The organism is Mannheimia kashgarensis (assembly GCF_041807705.1).
Classification (GTDB): domain Bacteria; phylum Pseudomonadota; class Gammaproteobacteria; order Enterobacterales; family Pasteurellaceae; genus Mannheimia.
The window spans coordinates 68,278-92,453 of record NZ_JBGTYY010000006.1; the positions used below are offsets into that span (position 1 = coordinate 68,278).

General features: G+C 40.6%; 18 protein-coding genes and 3 tRNA genes. 17 read left to right on the forward strand and 4 right to left on the reverse strand.

Features of this window, described 5'->3' with window-relative positions; genetic code table 11:
- Positions 1–151 precede the first annotated feature (151 nt).
- Complete coding sequence (rplJ, locus tag ACERCF_RS04560) at positions 152–643, forward strand: 50S ribosomal protein L10 (RefSeq protein WP_006248749.1); 492 nt, start codon at positions 152–154, stop codon at positions 641–643.
- 55 nt (positions 644–698) lie between these two features.
- Positions 699–1,067, forward strand: coding sequence for a 50S ribosomal protein L7/L12 (gene rplL / locus ACERCF_RS04565; protein WP_373624766.1), 369 nt, complete (start codon positions 699–701; stop codon positions 1,065–1,067).
- Between the two features lie 129 nt (positions 1,068–1,196).
- On the opposite strand, the gene ACERCF_RS04570 is transcribed toward rplL, so the two are convergent.
- Positions 1,197–1,457, reverse strand: a complete 261-nt coding sequence (locus tag ACERCF_RS04570) for a helix-turn-helix domain-containing protein (protein WP_373624768.1) — start codon at positions 1,455–1,457, stop codon at positions 1,197–1,199.
- Between the two features lie 211 nt (positions 1,458–1,668).
- On the opposite strand from ACERCF_RS04570, the gene ACERCF_RS04575 reads away from it, so the two are divergent.
- The 4 genes from ACERCF_RS04575 (at position 1,669) to rpoC (ending at position 11,309) form a co-directional block, all read left to right on the forward strand.
- Complete coding sequence (locus tag ACERCF_RS04575; RefSeq protein WP_373624770.1) at positions 1,669–2,166, forward strand: hypothetical protein; 498 nt, start codon at positions 1,669–1,671, stop codon at positions 2,164–2,166.
- An 11-nt stretch (positions 2,167–2,177) separates the two neighbouring features.
- Positions 2,178–2,498, forward strand: coding sequence for a hypothetical protein (locus ACERCF_RS04580; RefSeq protein WP_373624771.1), 321 nt, complete (start codon positions 2,178–2,180; stop codon positions 2,496–2,498).
- Positions 2,499–2,824: 326 nt separating this feature from the next.
- Entirely contained in the window at positions 2,825–6,850 is a 4,026-nt protein-coding gene (gene rpoB, locus ACERCF_RS04585; RefSeq protein ID WP_373624772.1) for a DNA-directed RNA polymerase subunit beta, read from the forward strand.
- Between the two features lie 175 nt (positions 6,851–7,025).
- Positions 7,026–11,309, forward strand: a complete 4,284-nt coding sequence (gene rpoC / locus ACERCF_RS04590; protein ID WP_373610060.1) for a DNA-directed RNA polymerase subunit beta' — start codon at positions 7,026–7,028, stop codon at positions 11,307–11,309.
- Between the two features lie 74 nt (positions 11,310–11,383).
- On the opposite strand, the gene ACERCF_RS04595 is transcribed toward rpoC, so the two are convergent.
- Both ACERCF_RS04595 and hemL read right to left on the reverse strand, forming a co-directional pair.
- Positions 11,384–12,379, reverse strand: a complete 996-nt coding sequence (locus tag ACERCF_RS04595; protein WP_373624773.1) for a hypothetical protein — start codon at positions 12,377–12,379, stop codon at positions 11,384–11,386.
- A 119-nt stretch (positions 12,380–12,498) separates the two neighbouring features.
- On the reverse strand, positions 12,499–13,779 hold the full coding sequence (gene hemL, locus ACERCF_RS04600) for a glutamate-1-semialdehyde 2,1-aminomutase (RefSeq protein ID WP_373624774.1): 1,281 nt from the start codon (positions 13,777–13,779) through the stop codon (positions 12,499–12,501).
- A 141-nt stretch (positions 13,780–13,920) separates the two neighbouring features.
- On the opposite strand from hemL, the gene wecA reads away from it, so the two are divergent.
- From wecA to rffA, 5 genes are all read left to right on the forward strand, one after another.
- On the forward strand, positions 13,921–14,985 hold the full coding sequence (wecA, locus tag ACERCF_RS04605) for a UDP-N-acetylglucosamine--undecaprenyl-phosphate N-acetylglucosaminephosphotransferase (RefSeq protein WP_373612242.1): 1,065 nt from the start codon (positions 13,921–13,923) through the stop codon (positions 14,983–14,985).
- Between the two features lie 10 nt (positions 14,986–14,995).
- Positions 14,996–15,799 (forward strand): LPS chain length-determining protein, encoded by an 804-nt coding sequence (locus tag ACERCF_RS04610; protein WP_373612241.1) that lies wholly within the window; start codon positions 14,996–14,998, stop codon positions 15,797–15,799.
- A 45-nt stretch (positions 15,800–15,844) separates the two neighbouring features.
- Positions 15,845–17,092: a UDP-N-acetyl-D-mannosamine dehydrogenase gene (gene wecC / locus ACERCF_RS04615; protein ID WP_373624775.1), complete on the forward strand. Its 1,248-nt coding sequence runs from the start codon at positions 15,845–15,847 to the stop codon at positions 17,090–17,092.
- The gene (gene rffC, locus ACERCF_RS04620; RefSeq protein ID WP_373624776.1) at positions 17,080–17,715 is read left to right on the forward strand and encodes a dTDP-4-amino-4,6-dideoxy-D-galactose acyltransferase; all 636 of its coding nucleotides are present in this window, start codon (positions 17,080–17,082) and stop codon (positions 17,713–17,715) included. Before wecC ends, rffC begins: the two co-directional genes overlap by 13 nt.
- Before the next feature lie 80 nt (positions 17,716–17,795).
- The gene (rffA, locus tag ACERCF_RS04625) at positions 17,796–18,941 is read left to right on the forward strand and encodes a dTDP-4-amino-4,6-dideoxygalactose transaminase (RefSeq protein WP_373624777.1); all 1,146 of its coding nucleotides are present in this window, start codon (positions 17,796–17,798) and stop codon (positions 18,939–18,941) included.
- A gap of 43 nt (positions 18,942–18,984) precedes the next feature.
- Here the strand turns inward: rffA and glnA are convergent, their stop codons facing one another.
- On the reverse strand, positions 18,985–20,406 hold the full coding sequence (glnA, locus tag ACERCF_RS04630) for a type I glutamate--ammonia ligase (RefSeq protein ID WP_373624778.1): 1,422 nt from the start codon (positions 20,404–20,406) through the stop codon (positions 18,985–18,987).
- 150 nt (positions 20,407–20,556) lie between these two features.
- On the opposite strand from glnA, the gene ACERCF_RS04635 reads away from it, so the two are divergent.
- From ACERCF_RS04635 to ACERCF_RS04660, 6 genes are all read left to right on the forward strand, one after another.
- Positions 20,557–21,627: a TDP-N-acetylfucosamine:lipid II N-acetylfucosaminyltransferase family protein gene (locus ACERCF_RS04635; RefSeq protein ID WP_373624780.1), complete on the forward strand. Its 1,071-nt coding sequence runs from the start codon at positions 20,557–20,559 to the stop codon at positions 21,625–21,627.
- Positions 21,620–22,885 (forward strand): WzyE family oligosaccharide polymerase, encoded by a 1,266-nt coding sequence (locus ACERCF_RS04640; RefSeq protein WP_373624782.1) that lies wholly within the window; start codon positions 21,620–21,622, stop codon positions 22,883–22,885. The genes ACERCF_RS04635 and ACERCF_RS04640 overlap by 8 nt, the downstream gene beginning before the upstream one ends.
- Complete coding sequence (wecG, locus tag ACERCF_RS04645) at positions 22,875–23,597, forward strand: lipopolysaccharide N-acetylmannosaminouronosyltransferase (protein ID WP_373624784.1); 723 nt, start codon at positions 22,875–22,877, stop codon at positions 23,595–23,597. The genes ACERCF_RS04640 and wecG overlap by 11 nt, the downstream gene beginning before the upstream one ends.
- A 157-nt stretch (positions 23,598–23,754) precedes the next feature.
- Positions 23,755–23,831 (forward strand) — tRNA-Arg (locus ACERCF_RS04650).
- A gap of 29 nt (positions 23,832–23,860) precedes the next feature.
- Positions 23,861–23,936, forward strand: a tRNA-His gene (locus ACERCF_RS04655).
- Positions 23,937–23,963: 27 nt separating this feature from the next.
- A tRNA-Pro gene (locus ACERCF_RS04660) sits at positions 23,964–24,040 on the forward strand.
- Positions 24,041–24,176 lie beyond the last annotated feature (136 nt).

Sequence of the window (24,176 nt, forward strand, 5' to 3'; positions counted from 1 at the left end):
AAAACTTAATTATCCTACATAGATGGTGAACAGACAGAATTCTCTGCTTCTGTACACCTTAGGCTCAGAAGATTGCCGCTCAAGCGGTAATATTTTGGGATTTTTTGTAAATTCTGCTTGAAAAGGCAGAGTGTATCAGGAGCTAAAACCAATGGCATTAAATCTTCAAGACAAACAAGCGATTGTTGCTGAAGTAAACGAAGCTGCCAAAGGTGCACTTTCAGCTGTTGTTGCGGATTCTCGTGGCGTAACAGTTGAAAAAATGACTGAGTTACGTAAAGCAGCTCGTGAAGCTGGTGTGACAATGCAAGTTGTACGTAATACCTTATTACGTCGTGCAGTGGAAGGCACTGAATTCGAGTGCTTAACAGATACGTTTACTGGTCCAACTCTTATCGCATTCTCAAATGAACACCCAGGTGCAGCAGCACGTTTGTTCACTGAATTTGCGAAAACAAACAAAGAGTTTGAACTTAAAGGTGCAGCCTTTGAAGGTAAAAAACAAGATGTTGCATTCTTAGCGACATTACCGACTTACGAAGAAGCAATTGCACGTTTAATGGGCACAATGAAAGAAGCTGCGGCAGGCAAACTTGTTCGCACTCTTGCAGCATTACGCGACCAAATGGAAGCCGCTGCTTAATTTTAGCGGTACTTCTTTATTCGTTTAACTTTATTTATTTTAGGAATCGATTGTTATGTCATTAACTAACGAACAAATCATTGAAGCGATTGCTTCTAAATCAGTATCAGAAATCGTTGAATTAATCGCAGCGATGGAAGAAAAATTCGGTGTTTCAGCAGCGGCAGCAGTAGCAGCAGCTCCAGCAGCAGGTGCAGCGGCAGCAGAAGAAAAAACTGAGTTTGATGTAGTATTAGCAGAAGCTGGTGCAAACAAAGTTGCTGTAATCAAAGCAGTACGTGGTGCAACAGGTTTAGGCTTAAAAGAAGCTAAAGACTTAGTTGAATCAGCTCCAGCTGCATTAAAAGAAGGCATCTCTAAAGCAGAAGCTGAAGCACTTAAGAAAGAATTAGAAGAAGCTGGTGCAAAAGTAGAAATCAAATAATTTTTGATTTAACTTTTCCGGACTTCACGTTCAATAAACCCCGATGGAAACATCGGGGTTTGTTTTTTGCAAGCGGTTGTTTTTATCTGATTTTTTGCAAAATGTGAGAGAAAAATACCCGCTTGTTTTTTATTTTTGAATCAAATCCTCTACTGAATAATCGTTTTTTAGCAAATCAATGAGGCTGACGTTTAGGGCGTCGGCTATTTTGCCCATCGCATCAATGGAGATGGCTCTCTTTCCTCTTTCTACATCACTGATATAAGCTCGGCTTAGTTCGGCATCAAAAGCTAACGCCTCTTGAGAAATATCCTTTAATCGGCGGATTTTTCTAAGATTATTAGCGAAAGTATGGCGAATTGGGTGGTTGGTCAGCGTTTCATTTTTCATTCTCTTAGTATTATTGTTAGTCGATTATTCAGCAATAATTCAAGAGATACAAAATGTAAACTATAATTTACATAAATTATTTTTTAGACTAAGATATGAAATCGAAAATTGATTTTAAAATAATCAATTTTTCAAGGGAGTATACTCCCTTTACTTCCTATTGACATAGGAAGTAAAACATCTCTAATTAAACCATTTCTAAGGATTTATTATGTACAAACAATTTCTTAAATCTATTCTATTAGCTACTGTTGCAACATTTTCTCTTTCGACTGTGGTGAGTGCTAAGCCGATTCCTAAAAATTTAGGAGCAAATCAAATTTTTGAGGGACTTGTTGTGGATCGTATTTATACACAAAAAGATATAAATGCAGCCCTTAAAAAAGAGCAACCCAATGTGATGGGTTTTGAGGCTTATCATCAATGGAGTGGGTATCAGAGGGGAGATAAAGATAGTAGCATTGATAAATCTTATTTTTATGCTAAAAAAGCAGCCGCTAAAAATGATGTTTTAGGTAAATTTACCTTAGGGATGCTATATGTGGAAGGTCATAAACAAAAAAATGGACTTGGGAAGGTAGAAAGTAAACAAGAGGGGTTGCAGTTGGTTAAGCAGGCTTGTTTAGATGGTAACGTAGGAGAAAAATATCTGTATGCTTTTGATATTATGAATGTGTGTTCATTTGTGTTAAAAGAGTATAAAAAATAAGGTGATTAGTTATGACATTTTTATGTTGCATTTTTCTTTTATTGGGGTTAGCGATTTTAGGTTTATGCTTAGCTAAAAAAGAAGGAGCTTATGGGCGTAAGAAACGGGGTAAGGTGCTTATTATTATCTCAATTTGTGGTGCATATGCCTTAACATTAGGTGATGTTTTGGAAATTAAGAACGCATCTTCTTTGGCGGAAATTGAGGATTTATCCATAACCTTTAACTGTGTTGAATGGATGATCTATGGTGTTATTTCCATATTCACCGTCGGCTTTGCAAGCCTATTTTTCGGCAGTAAATTAGCCCAAGACGAAGAGAAAACCCAATAATTTTTCCATAAAAACAAGCGGTCAATTTGTTGCCAAAATTTAAAAAAACCGCTATAATTTCTAACCATTTTTAGTAAAAATTGGCTGACGGCTTGACCGGTCAGCCTTTTGTGCTTGAACGCAAGTGTTGGTTTTGTCATTTTAATCAACAAAATTTGCAAATTTCCTGCCCAATTTGACCGCTTGCAGTAGCGATTTCTGACTGCTTGATTGGCGATTGGAAAATGACATCTCGTACAGTTTTTTATAATGCCACTTCCAACCGAGTCTTTCGTGTCGGATTGTGTAATCTCAACCAAAATATATTTCAGAGGCTATCTTAAAAAATGGCATATTCATATTCCGAGAAAAAGCGTATCCGTAAGAGCTTTGGCAAACGCCCACAAGTTCTGAACGTACCTTATCTATTAACAATTCAGCTTGATTCTTTTGAAAAATTTATTGAAAAAGATCCTGAAGGGCAGCAGGGTTTAGAAGCGGCATTCCGTTCAGTTTTCCCGATTGTGAGCAACAACGGTGCAACTGAATTGCAATACGTTTCTTATGAATTAGGTGAGCCGGTATTTGACGTGCGTGAATGTCAAATTCGTGGTACAACCTATGCCGCTCCATTACGTGTGAAATTGCGTTTAGTGTCTTACGATCGTGAAGCAGCTGCTGGCACAATCAAAGATATTAAAGAGCAAAACGTGTATATGGGCGAAATCCCATTAATGACCGATAACGGTACATTTGTTATTAACGGTACCGAGCGTGTTATTGTTTCTCAATTACACCGCAGTCCAGGTGTATTCTTCGATTCTGACAAAGGTAAAACCCACTCATCAGGTAAAGTGCTGTATAACGCACGTATTATTCCTTATCGTGGTTCTTGGTTAGATTTTGAGTTCGATCCGAAAGATAACTTATTCGCCCGTATCGACCGTCGTCGTAAATTACCAGCAACTATTATTCTACGTGCATTAGGCTACACGACCGAAGAAATCTTAAACTTATTCTTCGAGAAGGTTAAATTTGAAATTGTTGATAACAAATTATTAATGACGTTAGTGCCTGAGCGTTTAAGAGGCGAAACAGCTTCATTTGATATTGCGGCAAACGGTAAAGTGTATGTTGAAATGGGTCGCCGTATCACAGCTCGCCACATTCGTGCATTAGAAAAAGACAATATCAGCCAAATCGAAGTGCCTGTGGAATATATTGTAGGCAAAGTAGCGGCTCAAGATTATGTTGATTTATCGTCAGGTGAAGTGATTTGCCCTGCGAATATGGAAATCTCAATGGAGATGTTAGCGAACCTTTCTGCAGCAGGCTATAAAGAGATCGAAGTATTATTTACCAACGATTTAGACCACGGTTCTTATATTTCTGAAACGTTGAGAGTGGATCCAACTTACGACCGTTTGAGTGCGTTAGTAGAAATCTACCGTATGATGCGTCCGGGCGAGCCACCAACAAAAGAAGCGGCAGAAGCGTTATTCGACAATATGTTCTTCTCAGCAGAGCGTTATGATCTATCTGCGGTAGGTCGTATGAAATTTAATCGCTCTTTAGAGATTCCTGAAGGCGAAGGCACAGGCATTTTAAGCAACGATGACATCATCGGTGTGATGAAAAAATTAATTGAGATTCGTAACGGTCGTGGTGAGGTGGACGATATCGACCACTTAGGTAACCGTCGTATCCGTTCTGTAGGCGAGATGGCAGAAAACCAATTCCGTATTGGTTTAGTGCGTGTTGAGCGTGCAGTACGTGAGCGTTTGTCTTTAGGCGATTTAGATGGCGTAACACCACAAGATTTAATTAATGCAAAACCAATTTCTGCGGCAGTGAAGGAGTTCTTCGGTTCTTCACAACTTTCGCAATTTATGGATCAAAACAACCCGCTTTCAGAAGTTACGCACAAACGCCGTATTTCTGCATTAGGCCCAGGTGGTTTAACTCGTGAGCGTGCAGGCTTTGAGGTACGTGACGTACACCCGACTCACTACGGTCGTTTATGTCCAATCGAAACGCCAGAGGGTCCAAACATCGGTTTGATCAACTCTCTTTCGGTGTATGCACGCACAAACAACTACGGCTTCTTAGAAACCCCATTCCGTAAAGTGGTTGATGGTCAAGTAACAGAAGAGATCGAGTACTTATCAGCGATTGAAGAGAGCAACAATATCATTGCTCAGGCGAACTCAAACTTAGATGAGAACTTCCGCTTTACAGATACTTATGTCACTTGCCGTCAGCAAGGTGAGTCAGGTTTATTCAAACCGGAAGAAATTCAGTATATGGACATCTCAACTCAACAAGTGGTTTCTGTAGCGGCAGCATTAATTCCGTTCCTTGAGCACGATGATGCGAACCGTGCGTTGATGGGGGCGAACATGCAACGTCAAGCCGTTCCAACATTACGTGCAGATAAACCATTAGTCGGTACGGGTATGGAAAAACCAATCGCCCTAGACTCTGGTGTAGCGATTGTGGCAAAACGTGGTGGTACTATCCAATATGTTGATGCCTCTCGTATCGTAGTGAAAGTAAATGAAGATGAAACGATCTCGGGCGAAGCAGGTATCGACATCTACAACTTAATCAAATACACCCGTTCAAACCAAAATACTTGTATCAACCAAGTACCTTGTGTGAACTTAGGTGAGCCAGTTGCTCGTGGCGAAATCTTAGCAGATGGCCCTTCAACAGACTTGGGTGAATTAGCATTAGGTCAAAATATCCGTGTGGCATTTATGCCTTGGAACGGTTATAACTTCGAAGACTCAATGTTAGTTTCTGAGCGTGTTGTTCAAGAAGATCGCTTCACTACAATCCACATTCAAGAATTATCTTGTGTGGCTCGTGATACCAAATTAGGTGCAGAAGAGATCACAGCAGATATTCCAAACGTGGGTGAATCTGCATTAAGCAAACTAGACGAATCAGGTATCGTTTACATCGGTGCGGAAGTAAAAGGTGGCGACATCTTAGTGGGTAAAGTAACCCCTAAAGGTGAAACCCAATTAACACCGGAAGAGAAACTATTGCGTGCAATCTTCGGTGAAAAAGCATCAGACGTTAAAGATTCATCACTTCGTGTGCCAAACGGTACTTCAGGTACGGTTATCGATGTTCAAGTATTTACCCGCGATGGCGTAGAGAAAGATAAACGTGCGAAAGAAATCGAAGAACTTCAACTTCGTGAAGCAAAGAAAGATTTATCTGAAGAGTTAGAAATCTTAGAAGCAGGTTTATTTACTCGTGTTCGCAACCTATTAATTGAAGGTGGCGTGAAAGAGTCTGCACTAGATGGCGTTGCTCGTGAGAAATGGTTAGAACAAACTTTAGATGACGAAGCGAAACAAAACCAATTAGAGCAGTTAGCAGAACAGCACGAAGAGTTACGCAAAGAGTTTGAACGTAAACTTGAAATCAAACGTAACAAAATCATTCAAGGCGATGATTTAGCACCAGGCGTGTTAAAAGTAGTTAAAGTTTACCTTGCGGTTAAACGCCAAATCCAACCGGGTGATAAGATGGCGGGTCGTCACGGTAACAAAGGTGTTATCTCGAAAATCAACCCTGTTGAAGATATGCCATACGATGAGAACGGTCAGCCGGTTGAAATCGTATTGAACCCGCTGGGCGTACCATCTCGTATGAACATCGGTCAGATCTTAGAAACCCACTTAGGCTTAGCGGCACGTGGTATCGGTGATCAGATCAACAAGATGATCAAAGAGCAACAAGAAATCGCGAAACTGCGTGAATATATCCAAAAAGCGTATGACTTAGGACACGGTTCACAAGTAGTTGATTTAAGCACCTTCACTGATGAAGAAGTGATGCGTTTAGCTCAAAATTTACGTAAAGGCTTACCGCTTGCAACCCCTGTGTTCGACGGTGCACACGAAACAGAAATCAAAGGCTTATTAGAATTAGGTGGCTTACCAACTTCAGGTCAGATTACCCTTTACGATGGCCGCACAGGTGAGAAATTCGAACGTCCAGTAACCGTTGGTTATATGTATATGCTCAAATTGAACCACTTAGTTGATGATAAAATGCATGCACGTTCAACGGGTTCTTATAGCCTTGTTACTCAACAACCGTTGGGTGGTAAAGCTCAGTTCGGTGGTCAGCGTTTCGGTGAGATGGAGGTTTGGGCATTAGAAGCATACGGTGCTGCTTACACACTTCAAGAAATGCTTACTGTGAAATCGGATGACGTGAACGGCCGTACGAAGATGTACAAAAACATCGTAGATGGTACGCATTATATGGAACCGGGTATCCCTGAGTCATTTAATGTAATCACCAAAGAGATCCGTGCATTAGCGATCGATATGGAGTTGGACGAAGCTTAATTTCGTTTGGATAAATGTAGGGGGCGAATTACATTCGCCCACAAACGAAACAACAAGCGGTTCATTTTTACAAAAAATTTGCAAAATTTGGGGTAAACCTAACCGCTTGTACACAAAATTTACTCGCTCGGCTAATTGCGGGGCGAATTTAAAAACCTACCCTAGGGGCAAAAAAGTGAAAGACTTAGTGAAGTTTTTAAAAGCACAAACAAAATCAAGCGATGATTTTGATGTGATTAAAATTGGTTTAGCATCACCAGATAAGATCCGTTCTTGGTCTTTCGGTGAAGTAAAAAAACCAGAAACGATTAACTACCGTACCTTCAAACCAGAGCGTGATGGTTTATTCTGTGCTCGTATCTTCGGGCCGGTAAAAGACTACGAGTGTTTATGTGGTAAATACAAACGCTTAAAACATCGTGGTGTAATCTGTGAAAAATGTGGTGTTGAGGTTACACAAACTAAAGTACGCCGTGAGCGTATGGGGCATATTGAATTAGCTTGCCCGGTTGCACACATTTGGTTCTTAAAATCACTTCCGTCCCGTATCGGCTTAATTTTAGATATGCCGTTACGTGATATTGAGCGTGTACTTTATTTTGAAAGCTATGTCGTAACTGAACCGGGTATGACTGATTTAGAGAAAAATCAGTTATTAACTGAAGAACAGTTTATGGACGCTGAAGAGCGTTGGGGCGATGAGTTCGAAGCGAAAATGGGTGCAGAAGGTATCCAAGTATTACTTCGTGATTTAGACTTAGAACACCAATGCGAAACGTTACGTGAAGAATTACAAGAAACCAACTCAGAAACAAAACGTAAAAAAATCACTAAGCGTTTAAAAACCTTAGAAGCGTTCTTACAATCTGGCAACAAACCAGAATGGATGGTAATGACCGTTCTTCCTGTATTACCACCAGATTTACGTCCATTAGTACCGCTTGATGGTGGTCGTTTTGCAACTTCTGACTTAAACGACTTATACCGCCGTGTAATTAACCGTAACAACCGTTTAAAACGCTTGTTAGACTTAGTTGCACCAGACATCATCGTACGTAACGAGAAACGTATGTTACAAGAATCTGTTGATGCATTATTAGATAACGGTCGTCGTGGTCGTGCAATCACGGGTTCTAACAAACGTCCATTAAAATCACTTGCGGATATGATCAAGGGTAAACAAGGTCGTTTCCGTCAAAACTTATTAGGTAAACGTGTAGACTACTCAGGTCGTTCTGTAATTACCGTAGGTCCATACTTACGCTTACACCAATGTGGTTTACCGAAGAAAATGGCATTGGAATTATTCCGTCCATTTATCTACTCTAAATTAGAATCTCGTGGCATTGCATCAACCATCAAAGCTGCGAAGAAAATGGTAGAACGTGAAGATCCAATCGTATGGGATATTCTTGCAGAAGTTATCCGTGAGCATCCGATTCTTCTGAACCGTGCGCCAACGCTTCACCGTTTAGGTATTCAAGCGTTTGAGCCGTTACTAATCGAAGGTAAAGCAATCCAGTTACACCCACTTGTGTGTGCGGCGTTCAACGCGGACTTCGATGGTGACCAAATGGCAGTACACGTTCCATTAACACTTGAAGCTCAGTTAGAAGCTCGTGCGTTAATGATGTCTACCAATAACGTACTTTCACCAGCAAGTGGTGATCCGATTATCGTTCCATCCCAAGATGTTGTATTAGGCTTGTACTATATGACTCGTGAGAAAGTAAACGGTAAAGGCGAAGGAATGTACTTCTTAGACCCTCGTGAAGCGGAAAAAGCATACCGCACAGGGGAAGCAGAATTACACTCTCGCGTAAAAGTGCGTGTTACCGAATATGAGAAAAACGAAGCAGGCGAATTTGTTGCTAAAACGGAATTAGTGGATACTACTATCGGTCGTTCCATTTTATGGATGATCGCACCAAAAGGTATGCCATTTAGCTTATTCAACCAAACATTAGGTAAAAAAGCGATCTCGAAATTAATTAACGAGAGCTACCGTCGTTTAGGTTTAAAAGAATCTGTGGTTTTAGCTGACCAAATTATGTACACCGGTTTCGCTTACGCTGCACGTTCAGGTGCTTCTGTTGGTATTGATGATATGGTTATTCCAGAACAAAAATACTCAATCATTGAAGCGGCTGAAGCAGAAGTAGCTGAAATTCAAGAACAGTTCAACGGCGGTTTAGTAACAGCTGGTGAGCGTTATAACAAAGTAATCGATATTTGGGCAGCAGCAAACGAACGTGTTGCTAAAGCGATGATGGAAAACCTTTCAACGGAAGAAGTAATCAACCGTGAAGGTAACCCAGAAAAACAAGCGTCATTTAACAGCATCTTTATGATGGCAGACTCCGGTGCGCGTGGTTCTGCGGCACAGATTCGTCAGTTAGCGGGTATGCGTGGCTTGATGGCACGTCCAGACGGTTCGATTATCGAAACGCCAATCACGGCAAACTTCCGTGAAGGCTTAAACGTATTACAGTACTTTATTTCAACCCACGGTGCACGTAAAGGTCTTGCCGATACCGCATTAAAAACAGCGAACTCTGGTTATTTAACCCGCCGTTTAGTAGATGTGGCACAAGACTTAGTAATCATCGAAGATGACTGTGGCACGCACGAAGGTATCGTGATGACCCCATTAATCGAAGGTGGTGATGTGAAAGAAGCGCTGCGCGATCGTGTATTAGGTCGTGTAGTAGCGGAAGATGTATTAAAACCAGGTACAGATGAAGTATTAATTCCACGCAACACCTTATTAGATGAAAAATGGTGTGATGTAGTTGATCGTGAATCCGTTGATGTAATCAAAGTACGTTCTGTAGTAACCTGTAACACAGACTACGGAGTGTGTGCGAAATGTTACGGTCGTGACTTAGCACGTGGTCACTTAATCAATCAAGGTGAAGCGGTTGGTGTTATTGCGGCACAATCAATCGGTGAACCGGGTACACAGTTAACGATGCGTACGTTCCATATCGGTGGCGCGGCATCTGCGGCAGCGAAAGAATCTAGCATTCAAGTGAAAAATGCAGGTACGATTAAGCTAACTAACGCTAAATTTGTAACGAACAAAGACGGCAAAATCGTATTAACATCTCGTAATACTGAATTAACGGTTATCGATACATTCGGTCGTACAAAAGAGAACTACAAAGTGCCTTACGGAGCAGTGTTATCGAAAAATGACGGTGCAGAAGTAAACGCAGGCGAAGTAGTGGCGAACTGGGATCCACACACAATGCCAGTTATCTCAGAGGTAGCAGGTCGTATCCAATTTAGCGACATCGTTGATGGCTTAACAGTAACTCGTCAAACGGACGAATTAACAGGTTTATCATCAATCGTGGTGCAAGATGTGGGTGAACGTGCAACTGCAGGTAAAGATTTACGTCCAGCACTACGTTTAGTCGATAGCAACGGTAATGATATCTTAATTCCGGGTACAGATGTTCCAGCGCAATACTTCTTACCAGGTAAAGCGATTGTAACCTTAGATGACGGTGCAGAAATTGCAGTGGGTGAAGCCTTAGCACGTATTCCACAAGAATCTGTGGGTACTAAGGATATTACCGGTGGTCTTCCACGCGTAGCAGACTTATTCGAAGCCCGTAAACCGAAAGAGCCGGCAATCCTTGCGGAAATTTCAGGTATCGTATCATTCGGTAAAGAAACCAAAGGTAAACGCCGCTTGGTAATTACTCCAGCCGAAGGCGAAGCGTTTGAAGAAATGATTCCAAAATGGCGTCAATTAAACGTATTCGAAGGCGAGATGGTACAACGTGGTGATGTGATCTCAGACGGTGCAGAAACTCCGCACGACATCTTACGCTTACGTGGTGTACACGCTGTAACAGACTACATCGTAAACGAAGTACAAGAAGTTTACCGCTTACAAGGGGTAAAAATTAACGACAAGCACATCGAAGTGATTGTTCGCCAAATGTTGCGTAAAGCAACTATCACCAACGCTTACGACTCTGAATTCCTAGACGGAGAACAAGTCGAAGTAGCTCGTGTGAAAATTGCTAACCGCAAACGTGCAGCAGAAGGCAAACCACTTGTTGAGTTTGAACGTGAATTGCTTGGTATTACCAAAGCATCTCTTGCAACAGAAAGCTTTATTTCTGCAGCCTCGTTCCAAGAAACCACTCGAGTGCTTACCGAAGCCGCAGTGGCAGGCAAACAAGATGAGTTACGTGGCTTAAAAGAAAACGTAATCGTTGGTCGCCTAATCCCAGCAGGTACTGGTTTTGCTTACCACCAAGCTCGCGCGAAAAAACGTGCACAACTTGATGCAGGCATCGCAGTAGCCCCTGAATACGAAGCACCAGCTACAAAAGAAAACTCATTTGTTACTGATGCAGACATCGAAGCTGAATTTGAATTCGTTGCCGACGATGCAACCCAAAGTTTAGCCGCGTTGTTAAATGCGGGTGAGGAAGAGTAATAGTTCGTAGAGGAGCTGTTGTTACTACAGCACCGATAAATTGGAAACCTAGAACTTATGTTCTAGGTTTTTTGTTATAGTAATGGTTCTATATCACGAGTTATATCAATATTTGAATTATTTAGTGATACAGAAAAATAATGTTCGTGTTTAGCAACAACCGATGATGAGGAAAATAATGTATAGTCACTTTCTTCAGTTTGATAATAGTATATTTCTATACTATGAATCTTATATTTAGATGATAAATTTTCCATGTTATTATATAGATAACTATCTTCATTTTTTCGGTTACGATTCTGAGTATTGGAGTTAAAATATGAAATAAAACATTTCTCAATTATTTTACCTTCAGTATCAATATTAACTTCGTTAGTCATTGCATTCGATGCGATAATATTTAAACTAGAATTATTAGTATCTGTTATTACTCTAACTTTGAAAGTATTAAAATAGATCAGGAAATCATTATCTTCATTTGATATCTTATATAGGATATCACTTAATCCAGTATGTGAACCATTTGTTGGCCTTCTACTTGGTTCATTTGTATACCCAACATATTCCACCTTATTACTGATACCTAAATTTATCTTGCTTAGATCAAGGAATTCATGGACTGGAAGAGTTTCCTTATTGCCATCATAATAAAAAATAGAAATAAAATTTTCTTGTAAATAAATTTTTGGACGTTTATTTTTATTAGCACAATCGATGAATTTAACTTTAATATATTTCTTAACTTTATTTTTACCTATTAAAATGGGAATGTAAGTATATTTAGAAATAGGATTAAACAAAATCCATTTTTTTATATTGAAACGAATCTTAGTTCTGGAGCATATAAAATAAATAAATCGTTTATCTAAATGTTTTTTTACATTCAGCTCAATTTCTTTTAATTTTTGGGTAATTAATGTTCTCGTATTAATCTTGTCATTTAGTTGATTAGGAAATACGATTAAGTCGTACCAAAATTTGTGACATTCATCAAGAGTGATAATCCACTTTTTATCTGCATTTTGGTAGAAACTGTTAGTATTTAAAAAATTAAAATTCCCCCTATTCATAATTGCTCCTTTCAAAATATAGGATGACTTACACCATCTAATTTATAAACTACACAAGCGGTCAAATTCCGTCAAAAATTTGCAAAATTTTAATAAAATCCAACCGCTTGTACTATTTCTTAAAGCTTTCCAAACGCTTTATCCGCAGCCTCTAGCGTGCGGGCAATATCTTCGTCTGTGTGAGCTAAAGACATAAACCCAGCCTCAAATGCAGATGGGGCTAAATACACGCCTTGTTCCAGCATTAAGTGGAAGAAGCGGTTGAATTTAGCAGCGTCGCATTTCATCACTTCTTGGAAGTTGGTTACGGCTTTTTGTTCGGTGAAGAATAAGCCGAACATTCCGCCAACGTATTGCACCGTTAATGGCGCATTGTGCTTATCTGCCAGAGCTTTAAAGCCTTCAGCGAGGTTTTTGGTTTTTTCCGCTAAAATAGTTTCATTACCCGCTTTTGATAATTCGGTTAGGCACGCTAAACCTGCTGTCATTGCAATCGGGTTGCCTGAAAGTGTGCCGGCTTGGTAAACCGGGCCGGTTGGGGCGATATATTCCATAATCTCTTTTTTACCTCCAAATGCTCCCACTGGCATTCCGCCGCCGATAATTTTTCCAAGTGTGGTTAAATCTGGTGTCACACCGTAGTAAGATTGAGCCCCACCGAGTGCGACACGGAAGCCAGTCATAACTTCATCAATAATAAATACCGCACCATATTGTGTGCAAAGCTCACGCAAGCCTTGTAAAAAGCCTTCTTGCGGCGGAATACAGTTCATATTGCCGGCAACAGGTTCGACAATTAAGCAGGCGATTTCGGTCGGATATTGCTCAAATGCTGCTTTTACTGAATCTAAATCATTATAAGTGCAAGTGAGCGTATGCTTGGCAAAATCAGCCGGTACGCCCGGGCTGCTTGGCTGACCGAGCGTTAAAGCCCCTGAGCCTGCTTTTACTAACAGCGAATCTGAATGCCCGTGATAGCAGCCTTCAAATTTGATGATTTTATCTCGTCCTGTGTAGCCTCGAGCTAAGCGAATGGCAGACATTGTCGCTTCTGTGCCAGAACTTACCATTCTAACCATTTCAATTGATGGCACTAATTTGCAGACTAATTCCGCTAGGGTAATTTCTGCAGCGGTTGGAGCACCAAAGCTCAAGCCGTTTGGTACGGCTTTTAGCACCGCATCAATAATGGCTGGGTGGTTATGCCCTAGCACCATTGGGCCCCAAGAGCCAACATAGTCGATATATTGTTTGCCGTCGCTGTCGGTAATATAAGCACCAGCAGCTTTCTCAATAAAAACAGGCGTGCCGCCTACACCTTTAAATGCACGAACAGGGGAGTTTACGCCTCCCGGGATCACTTTTTGAGCTTGTTCAAATAGTTGTTCTGAAACAGACATATCAATTCCTTATTTTTAATTACAAAAATTCCCCACTATTGTAATGAAAATGCTCTATTTTCGCTAAAAAATTTTACGATTTTATTGCCTTGTGCTATTCTGCGTACTTATTTTCGGACTCATTTTTGAGGTAATCCCTGTATGTGGCTTACTTTTCTAACGGTTTTTATTGTATCGTTTCTCGCCTTAATTGTGATGCGACCAGTAGCGGAATTTGTCGGTTTAGTGGATAAACCAAACTTTCGTAAACGCCATCAAGGCTTAATTCCGTTAATTGGTGGTATCGCATTATTTATTGGTAATCTCGCCTTTTATTTTATGCAGTGGCAAGATATGCGGCTGCCGGAACTTTACCTCACCGCTGTGACCATTTTGCTGATTATTGGCGTGTTAGATGACCGCTTTGACATCAGCCCGTTACTGCGTGCCGGAATTCAAGCGGCATTAGCTGGAGCGATGATTTACAGCGGTTTATCGCTTAGTAGTTTAGGGCAGATTATTGCTCCGTTTAGCATTGAGCTGGGCTGGCTTGGTATTGTGTTTACCGTGTTCATCACCATTGGTGTGATTAACGCTTTCAATATGGTGGATGGGATAGATGGCTTATTAGCTGGGCTTTCAAGCGTAAGTTTCGCCGGGCTTGGCACATTGATGTTTATTAAAGATGAGCCAACATTAGGCTATTGGTGTTTCGCTCTCATTTTTGTCTTACTACCGTATGCAATGTTCAACTTAAGTCTATTCGGGGCAAAATGGAAAGTGTTTATGGGCGATTCAGGCAGTATGCTGATCGGCTTTACTATTATTTGGATTTTGTTACTAAGCACCCAAGGACAAGGCTCGCCAATTAGCCCAATTACAGGATTATGGCTGATTGCCGTACCGCTGATTGATATGGTGGCGGTAATTATCCGCCGTTTGAAAAAAGGTAAAAGTCCGTTCAAACCTGACCGCTTGCACCTACACCATTTAATGATGCGAGCAGGGCTGACCTCTCGCCAAGCATTATTGGTGATTACCCTCTGGGCAGGATTCTGTTCCACCATTGGGGTATTAGGCGAGGTGTATTATTGGAATCAGTGGGTGATGATGTTAATGTTTATCGGGCTGTTTTTCCTATACGCCTATTCCATTACCCACGCTTGGCGTGTCACCCGTTTTGTTCGCCGTTTAAAACGCCGTGCAAAACGTAGCAAACAACTTTAAAGGATATGTTGTGAAAACCTTATTTTATCGACTTTTAGTGCTGATTTTATTTGCTGCTATCGGGGCAGGTGCCGGTTATGGGTTGAGTTATACTCAATCTGAAAAATGGAAAGTGACTGCTCAATTTGAGCAACCGACTATTCCCGATTTAGGCAATTACTACTCGTTACTTTCCACCTACCATTTTTTGAATAGTAATAGCCAAGAAGCGAATAGCCAAACGGCACAGCAACAGGCAAGTGAGCAGGTTTATGCGGAATTTAAACGCAACCTCACGTCCGCCGACTTGCTTCAAGCCTATTTGCTACAAACAGAAGCGGTGAAATTAAAAGCTCAGGTTGCAAAGAAATCACCGGCGGTGGTGGCGGCTGAATTAGTTGAACAATTCCGTTTTGAAAAAGATATGGCAACTTCGGCAGATAATGTCAGCTTAATTGCAGAAAATGCGGAAGAGGCTCAAAAATTATTAGCCGATTTTATTCCGTTGGTAAACACCCAAGCTCGAGATAAATTAAACGCCGATTTAATTGCGAAATGGAAGGTGTTGTTCCAGCAAATTAAAAGTGCGTCAGAGTTAAATATTGGGGCGAAAGGTAATCAAGATTGGGCTGCTAAACTGCAAATGATGCGTTCGGTTCAGCCGCTAGATAACCAATTAAAAGCCTACCGTTTAGTAAAATCGCCAGCTGTTCCGTTAAAATCGGAATCGCCGGATCGTTTGTTTTGGCTAATGATTGGGGCATTAAGTGGCTTACTGCTGGGCTTTATGCTTAGCTTTGCGGTGAAAGCGAAAGTCCAACCTGCGGAAATTTAATCTAAAATGGCACACAATTTAGTGTGCCATTTCTCTTTGTAACTGATGATGAGTAAAACTGAATTTAACACTATTTGTATTCTGGGTTTAGGCTATATCGGGCTGCCGACCGCAGTTGGTTTTGCTAATGCAGGCAAGAAAGTGATTGGAGTGGATATTAATGAGCAAGTAGTAGCCAGCCTTAATCAAGGTAAAATCCATATTATTGAGCCTGATTTGCAAGCAGCCTTTACACAAGCGGTCGAAAATGATCATTTTTTTGCAACTCGAACAGCTGAGGCGGCTGATGCCTTTATTATTGCCGTGCCAACACCGCTACTAGAAAAGCAGCCCGATCTCTCCTATATTAAAAACGCTGCTTTAGCCATCGCCCCTTATTTACGCAAGGGGAATTTGGTGGTGTTGGAATCTACCTCGCCTGTTGGTACAACAGAAAAATTAGCCGAATGGCTAAGCCAAGCTCGCCCTGATTTAATCTTTCCAGCCGATGTACATATTGCCTACTGTCCAGAACGTGTTTTACCCGGCAGAATAATGACTGAATTGGTGGAAAACAACCGCATTATTGGCGGTTTAACCTCTGAATGTAGCCAACAAGCGGTCGATTTATACCAAATTTTTGCAAAAGGGAATTGCATTACAACCCAAGCACGTACGGCGGAAATGTGTAAGCTGGTGGAAAATAGCTTTCGTGATGTAAATATCGCTTTCGCCAATGAGCTTTCAATGATTTGTGATGAGTTGGATATTAGCGTATGGGAGTTAATTGAGCTTGCCAATCAGCATCCAAGAGTGAATATTCTACAACCCAGTGCAGGTGTGGGCGGACATTGCATTGCGGTTGATCCTTGGTTTATTGTGTCTCAATCGCCTAAATTATCCCGTTTAATTCGCACCGCACGAGAAGTGAACGATGCTAAACCCCAATGGGTGTTAGAAAAACTAAAAGCTCTTGTAGCGGATTGTGTGATAGAGAAAGATTGCAAACCAAGTGAGCTAACTATTGCTTGCTTCGGCTTGGCGTTCAAGCCCGATATTGATGATTTGCGAGAAAGCCCAGCCCTTGTGATTACCCAGCAAATCGCACAATGGCACAAAGGCAAAGTGCTGGCGATTGAGCCGAATATTCAGACGTTATCGTTAGAAAATGTAACATTGGTCGATACAGATACGGCTATGGCTCAAGCAGATATTATTGTGTTATTGGTTGATCATACACCCTTTAAACAAATTCCCGTTGAACACGCTCAGCAAAAACATCTTCTTGATTGCCGAGGAGTATGGTTAAGATGATCACACCTGATAAATGGCTCTCTGATTTTTTCGGTAGAGAAATTGTGCAAGCGAAAGTAGCGGCTGATGATTTTGCTCAAATCGGCCAACTGCAAAAACAAGGTTTTGTATTTGTAGAAGGCGAATTAGAATTTGCCTTAGAGCTTGCAAAATTTTCGCAAAATTCGACCGCTTGTAGTCAGGCTACGATGGCTGATTTACCCGAATTGATCTCATTATTTGGTTCAGCTTTTCCGAATAGTCGTTTCCGCTCTCCCTATTTTTCGAGAGAGGAAAATCAACGTTTTTATCAAACTTGGATTGAAAATGCAGTAAAAGGTGAATTTGATGATATTTGCCTGATGAAACGAAATGAGCTGAGGCAACTTCAAGGAGCAGTTACCGTTCGTTTATTAGAAGGAAAGCAAGCCAAAATTGGCTTACTGGCGGTTAAGCCTCGTTTTCAGCAACAAGGTGTTGGTGGTAAGTTGTTGCACACTGCAATCGGCTGGGCGAAGCAACAACAGGCGGAGAAGTTAATTGTTTCTACGCAAAGTAATAATCTGAAAGCGGCTCGGTTGTATCAGTCTGCAGGGGCAAATTTACAAGCGGTCTATTATTGGTTTTATTGCCCCTATCTCTGAAAAATATTTCTGAACGAAATATTTTTCGGTCTCTATCCCACAAGGGGAGAGAGCTTTATTTTCTAATAAATTAACAAGTTATGAAATTTAATTTTATCCCCTTTAACCAACCACCGATTGTCGGCACGGAACTTAGTTATATCCAACAAGCAATGGCAAGTAGAAAGCTATCGGGCAATGGTAAATTTACCCATTTATGTGAACAATGGTTGGAGCAAAACCTTATGCACAGCAAGGTGCTACTCACGCCTTCTTGCACCGCAGCGTTAGAAATGGCAGCCATTTTACTCAATATTCAGCCTGATGATGAAGTGATAATGCCAAGCTATACTTTTGTTTCCACCGCAAATGCCTTTGTACTGCGTGGAGCAAAAATTGTGTTTGTAGATATTCGCCCCGATACGATGAATATTGATGAAAATCAAATTGAGCAAGCTATCACGCCTAAAACCAAAGCGATTGTGCCGGTTCATTATGCAGGTGTAGCGTGCGAAATGGATAAAATTATGGCGATTGCCGAAAAGCACGGGCTTTATGTGGTGGAAGATGCCGCGCAAGCGGTGAATGGGTTTTATCAAGGCAAGGCATTAGGCTCAATCGGGCATATTGGTTGCTATAGTTTCCACGAAACCAAAAACTACTCGGCAGGGGGCGAAGGTGGGGCAATCGTGCTTAATGATCCGAAATTGATCGATCGATCTGAGGTCTTACGAGAAAAAGGCACGGATCGTAGCAAATTCTTTCGAGGTGAAGTGGATAAATACTGTTGGCAGGATATTGGCTCAAGCTTTTTAATGTCGGAAATTCAAGCCGCCTATTTGTATGCTCAGCTTGAAGTGGCAGATAAAATTAACCAAAAGCGATTAACGCTATGGCAGAACTATTTCCAAGCCTTTTTGCCGTTAGTTCAAACAGGCAAAGTTGAACTACCTAAAGTAAATGCGAATTACCAACACAACGGACATCTATTCTACTTAAAATTAAAAGATGTGAGCGAACGAACTACTTTCATTGAGTTTATGAAAGCCCAAAATATCTTAACAGTATTTCATTATATACCTTTGCATTCTAGTCCAGCAGGGCAGAAGTTCAGCAGGTTTAGCGGAGAAGATCATTTTACGACAAAAGAAAGTGAGCGGTTGGTGAGATTGCCATTGTTTTATAATTTGAACGAAAAGGATCAAGATAGAGTTATTCAAGCAGTGATCGCTTTCTTTAATCAATAAAAAACGGCTGAGTATTTCAGCCGTTTTTTGCTATATGTTGTTACTATGAATAGTAAAGCTCAAATTCTACTGGGTGTGGAGTCATATTTACACGCTCAACCTCTTTGCGGCGAATACCGATGTAAGCCTCAATAAAATCTTTTGTGAACACGCCACCTTGTGTTAAGAACTCGAAATCGTTGCTTAACGCATCAAGTGCATCGCCTAAAGAAGAAGCTACGGTTGGAATATCTTTTAATTCTTCTGGCGGTAGGTCATATAAGTTTTTATCCATTGCATCGCCCGGGTGGATTTTGTTGATCACACCATCTAAGCCAGCCATTAACAATGCGGCAAAGCAAAGGTAAGGGTTTGCCATTGGATCTGGGAAACGAGCTTCCACACGAGTTGCTTTCGGGCTGGTTACCGCAGGAATACGGATTGACGCTGAACGGTTACTTGCCGAATAAGCTAATAATACAGGTGCTTCAAAACCCGGTACTAAACGTTTGTATGAGTTAGTAGTGGGGTTAGTGAAAGCATTTAATGCTTTAGCGTGTTTGATGATACCACCGATGTAATAAAGCGCTGTTTCCGATAAACAGGCATACTTGTCGCCCATAAAGACGTTTTTGCCGTCTTTGCTTAATGACATATTACAGTGCATACCCGAGCCGTTATCGCCAGCGAACGGTTTTGGCATAAAGCACGCCGTTTTGCCGTGTTCTACTGCCACATTTTGCACGATATATTTGTAAATTTGGGTTTCATCCGCTTTTAAGGTTAAGCTGTTAAAACGAGTTGCAATTTCGTTTTGTCCCGCAGTTGCTACTTCGTGGTGGTGAGCTTCAATCACTAAGCCCATTTCTTCCATTAATAAGCACATTTCAGAACGAATGTCGTGGGCGGTATCAATAGGGGCAACGGCACAGTAACCACCTTTTTTCAGAGGACGATAACCATTATTGCCATCTTCAAATTTACGGTTGGTGTTCCAAGCCGCTTCTATATCATCAATTTTATAAGATACGTTGTTCATTTCGGTGCTGAAACGCACATCGTCAAATAAGAAGAATTCTGGTTCAGGCCCGAACATTACGCTATCCGCAATACCTGTCGATTTTAAGTAATTTTCAGCACGAGTTGCGATGGAGCGTGGGTCACGGTCGTAAGACTGCATTGTGTTAGGGTCGTAAATTGAACAGCGGATAGTGAGGGTAGGAATACGAGCGAAAGGATCAACCACAGCGGTTTCGGCGATTGGCATTAAAAGCATATCGGCTTTATTAATTGCCTTCCAGCCCTCAACGGATGAGCCGTCGAACATTTTGCCTTCCTCAAATAAGTCTTCAAGATCGTTGGCAACTAAACTCACTGGCAGCGATACGCCGTGTTCTTTACCTTTAATGTCGGTAAATTTTAATAAGACAAATTTAATATCATTGTCTTGAATGAGTTTAGAGACATTTGCGATTGCGTTTGACATAGTAAAATAAGTCCTCGTTGGGAGAAATGAATAAGAAAAAACTTGGCTATCATAGCATTTTTTAAGGCGGTTTACACAAAAGAAGTTTCAGTAAAATTGTAAATTTTTGTTAAAATCAATATGGTTGAATGATTTGGAGGAAATAGCGTTATGAAGCCGATTTATCATATTTTAGGTTCGGATATTCCGCATCATAATCAGCGTGTTTTAACCTTTTTTCAACAAGAACTGTTACCGACTTTGCCTGTATCTTCCCATTATTTTTATGTGATGGGAGAGAGTGCGATAAAGTCCAAATTTTCTCATTTAGAGATAGCGACTTTTACTTCTCAACAAGCAATAGTCAAAGCGATAATTGCAAAAAATCAGCAAAATCCGACCGCTTGTTTTCTTTTACACGGTCAATTTAATGTGTGGATTTGGCTTGCCATTGGGTTAGGAAAGTTGTCAACTGAAAATATTATTTGGCATATTTGGGGAGCGGATTTATACGAAGTTTCGACTGCTTGGAAATTTCGGCTGTTTTACCCAATTAGGCGATTTGCTCAACGCAAGTTAAAGCAGATCTGGGCAACAAAGGGAGATCTGGATTACTTCTGGCGGAAAATAAGAAAGAGATCGGAGAAAGATCAGGTAATCTATTTTCCAACGAAATTACCTGATCAGCACAGAGTGCAAACCATTAAAAATGATCGACTAACTATCTTGCTAGGCAATTCAGGCGATCCCTCTAATAACCATATTCCAGCCCTAAAGGAAATTTATAAAGGTTTGGGTGAAGATATACGAATAATTATTCCAATGGGTTATCCTGCGAATAATGAACATTACATTCAGCAGATTGAGACGGAGAGCAAGCGGTTATTTTTAGCGGAAAATTTGCAAATTCTGCGAGATAAATTAGATTTTGACGCATATCTTGCATTGCTTGCAGAGTGCGATCTCGGCTATTTTAATTTTGAACGCCAGCAAGGCATTGGTACGATTTGCTTGTTGATCCAACAGCATATTCCTTGTGTATTACACCCGAATAATCCATTTTGTTTGGATATGCAGGCAGAAAATGTGCCTTATTTGTTGGCGGAAAATCTAACGTATTCACACATTCAAGCAACCAAACAACAACTAGAGAATATAGATAAAAATAACATTGCGTTTTTTCCGCAAACTTATCTGAAATTATGGCAAACGCATTTAACTGAATTGATACATAATGAATAATTTACTACTTCTTGGCGGATTTTACCTTGTTTCCGTTGGGTTATTTCTAACCGCACTCTATCGGCTTTATCAGAAATCGGGCTTTTCTTTCCATTTACTGTTCAGTCTAATCTATTTTATTACCTTTTATTCGGGCTTTCCGTTTTCGCTCGCAATGGCGTTAGGCTTTGATTACTCGTTGCCAAACATTGAACATCAATGGTTGGTGTTTATTACCGGTGGAGTAGGTTATTTGATTTATACGGTTGTCTATTCGTATTGTTGCCGTTTTTCAATGCCGTCTGAGTCAAAATCTGCAAATTCTCAAGCAAAAATGACCGCTTGTATGCTGGCGATAGTAGCGATTTCAACGTTATTTTATTTCCTTTATTTAAATGGCTTATTATTCTTTAAATTAGAAAAATATAGCCAACTATTTGCTAAAGATTGGGTAGTGCTTTCAGCTTTAAAACGCTTTTTCTACTTTTTATTGCCAGCGTTACTGATTTTCTTTTTCTTATATAAGAGCAAAAAAGCGTGGTGGTCGGTACTGGTTATCGGCGGATTATTTGGCTTATTGACCTATTTTGCCGTAGGCGGCACAAGGGCAAATTTAGCATTGGCGGTAGCGTTTTTCTTATTGATTGGTTTACAGCAAAAGTATCTTTCTCTATCAACGTTGGTCTGGTTTGGGTTAAGTGGTGTAATTGCAATGTTCTTCTTAGCGCTTGCTCGCTACAAATTGGAATTGTCTGCCAGTGAAACACTCTACACTTTCTTATATTTAAGCCGAGACACCTTCTCGCCTTGGGAAAATCTTGCTCGCTTATTATCTTCTGATGTGGAATATCAAGGCTTAATGCCGATTGTACGAGATTTCTATGTCTATATTCCGCAATCTGTTTGGCAAGAACGCCCCGATATCGTGTGGAATACGGCGAATTATTTCACCAAAGTAATTTTGGGTAACCATTCAGGCTTGGCAATTTCGCCTACTTTATTAGGCTCTTTCTATATTATGGGGGGATTTGGGGCGATTGTGGTTGGAATGACGGTTGTAGCGTTCTTAATTAAACTGCTCGATAACTTTTTTACTTATGGAAAAGCAGTCAATTCCGCATTAATTCAGGCTTACTGTTTTGGTAATTTGTTTAACTTAATTATATTAGTCCGAGAGGGAATGGACGCTTTCGTCTCTCGCTTCCTCTTTTTTACGGTTGTATTTGTGGCTTGTTGGTGGTTGGCCAAGCTAATAGGTGGAAAACGCGATGGCAGATAAAGTGATTATTCGAGGCATTGAGTTACAAGCGGTCAAAAATCTGGAAATTTTTGCAAATCTCTTAATGAATGAGCAGGGCATTCAACAGGGAAGGCTGATTGCGATTAATGCAGAAAAAGTGATTAATGCGGAAAAAAATCCACAGTTACGCCAAGTGATTGATGAGTCTGAGTTTAACTATGTAGATGGGATCAGCATTGTTCAATCAATAAAAAAGAAATACCCTGATATAGAAATAGAACGAATTGCTGGAGCTGACTTGTGGGAAGTGCTAATGCAAAAAGCAGGAAAGCTAAGTGTACCTGTTTTTTTAGTGGGCAGCACTGCAGAGAATGTAAAGCTAGTTGAAGCAAAGTTAGCAAAATGGAATGTAAATATTGTCGGCACGCATCACGGCTATTTTAATATGGAAGATAAAAGTAGTCTCATTGAACAAATCAAGCAAAGTGGGGCAAAGTTTGTTAGTGTTGCAATGGGAACGCCAAAGCAAGAACTATTTATTCAAAAAGCATATAGAAACTATCCGCAAGCTCTCTATATGGGGGTAGGTGGTACTTACGATGTTTTTACAGGCAAGACAAAAAGAGCGCCTAAAATTTGGCAGAAATTAGGATTAGAGTGGTTATATCGCTTATTACGTCAGCCTACACGCTGGCAACGGCAACTTAATTTACTTAAATATGCTTATTATTATGTAACGAATCAGCTCTAAAAATCGGCATATTTGCTATTTATTACACGTTTTGAATAAAATAAAATCAAACAATAGCTTTTTTTGAAATTTTTTGAAAAAGTGCTAGACAAGGGAAACGGAAATCTATAATATACGCCTCCGTTGCGACGCACTAAGTTAAACGATGTAAATCGAAGCGTTCGTAGCTCAGTTGGATAGAGCGTTGGCCTCCGGAGCCAAAGGTCGCAAGTTCGAATCTTGTCGAGCGCGCCAGTTGCTAACGCAGCACTATCAACCCTATGGTGGCTATAGCTCAGTTGGTAGAGCCCTGGATTGTGATTCCAGTTGTCGTGGGTTCGAATCCCATTAGCCACCCCATTTAAATATACTCTTATGAGTAACTGACGGCGAGTAGCGCAGCTTGGTAGCGCAACTGGTTTGGGACCAGTGGGTCGTAGGTTCAAATCCTATCTCGCCGACCAATTTTATTTTCGTTCTTTAACAATTTATCAGACAATCTGTGTGGGCACTTGTTGATTGACTTGATTGAAAATATTTTTTAATTTTGAAGTCTTAATAGGTGCTAACTAGAAATTCATTATTTAGTGATTTTTTTAT

Bases quoted from the DNA above. Each gene is read 5' to 3' on its own strand.
- rplJ (WP_006248749.1), top strand. From the start codon at position 152: ATGGCATTAAATCTTCAAGACAAACAAGCGATTGTTGCTGAAGTAAAC.
- rplL (WP_373624766.1), top strand. From the start codon at position 699: ATGTCATTAACTAACGAACAAATCATTGAAGCGATTGCTTCTAAATCA.
- ACERCF_RS04570 (WP_373624768.1), bottom strand. From the start codon at position 1,457: ATGAAAAATGAAACGCTGACCAACCACCCAATTCGCCATACTTTCGCT.
- ACERCF_RS04575 (WP_373624770.1), top strand. From the start codon at position 1,669: ATGTACAAACAATTTCTTAAATCTATTCTATTAGCTACTGTTGCAACA.
- ACERCF_RS04580 (WP_373624771.1), top strand. From the start codon at position 2,178: ATGACATTTTTATGTTGCATTTTTCTTTTATTGGGGTTAGCGATTTTA.
- rpoB (WP_373624772.1), top strand. From the start codon at position 2,825: ATGGCATATTCATATTCCGAGAAAAAGCGTATCCGTAAGAGCTTTGGC.
- ACERCF_RS04595 (WP_373624773.1), bottom strand. From the start codon at position 12,379: ATGAATAGGGGGAATTTTAATTTTTTAAATACTAACAGTTTCTACCAA.
- hemL (WP_373624774.1), bottom strand. From the start codon at position 13,779: ATGTCTGTTTCAGAACAACTATTTGAACAAGCTCAAAAAGTGATCCCG.
- wecA (WP_373612242.1), top strand. From the start codon at position 13,921: ATGTGGCTTACTTTTCTAACGGTTTTTATTGTATCGTTTCTCGCCTTA.
- wecC (WP_373624775.1), top strand. From the start codon at position 15,845: ATGATGAGTAAAACTGAATTTAACACTATTTGTATTCTGGGTTTAGGC.
- rffC (WP_373624776.1), top strand. From the start codon at position 17,080: ATGGTTAAGATGATCACACCTGATAAATGGCTCTCTGATTTTTTCGGT.
- rffA (WP_373624777.1), top strand. From the start codon at position 17,796: ATGAAATTTAATTTTATCCCCTTTAACCAACCACCGATTGTCGGCACG.
- glnA (WP_373624778.1), bottom strand. From the start codon at position 20,406: ATGTCAAACGCAATCGCAAATGTCTCTAAACTCATTCAAGACAATGAT.
- ACERCF_RS04635 (WP_373624780.1), top strand. From the start codon at position 20,557: ATGAAGCCGATTTATCATATTTTAGGTTCGGATATTCCGCATCATAAT.
- ACERCF_RS04640 (WP_373624782.1), top strand. From the start codon at position 21,620: ATGAATAATTTACTACTTCTTGGCGGATTTTACCTTGTTTCCGTTGGG.
- wecG (WP_373624784.1), top strand. From the start codon at position 22,875: ATGGCAGATAAAGTGATTATTCGAGGCATTGAGTTACAAGCGGTCAAA.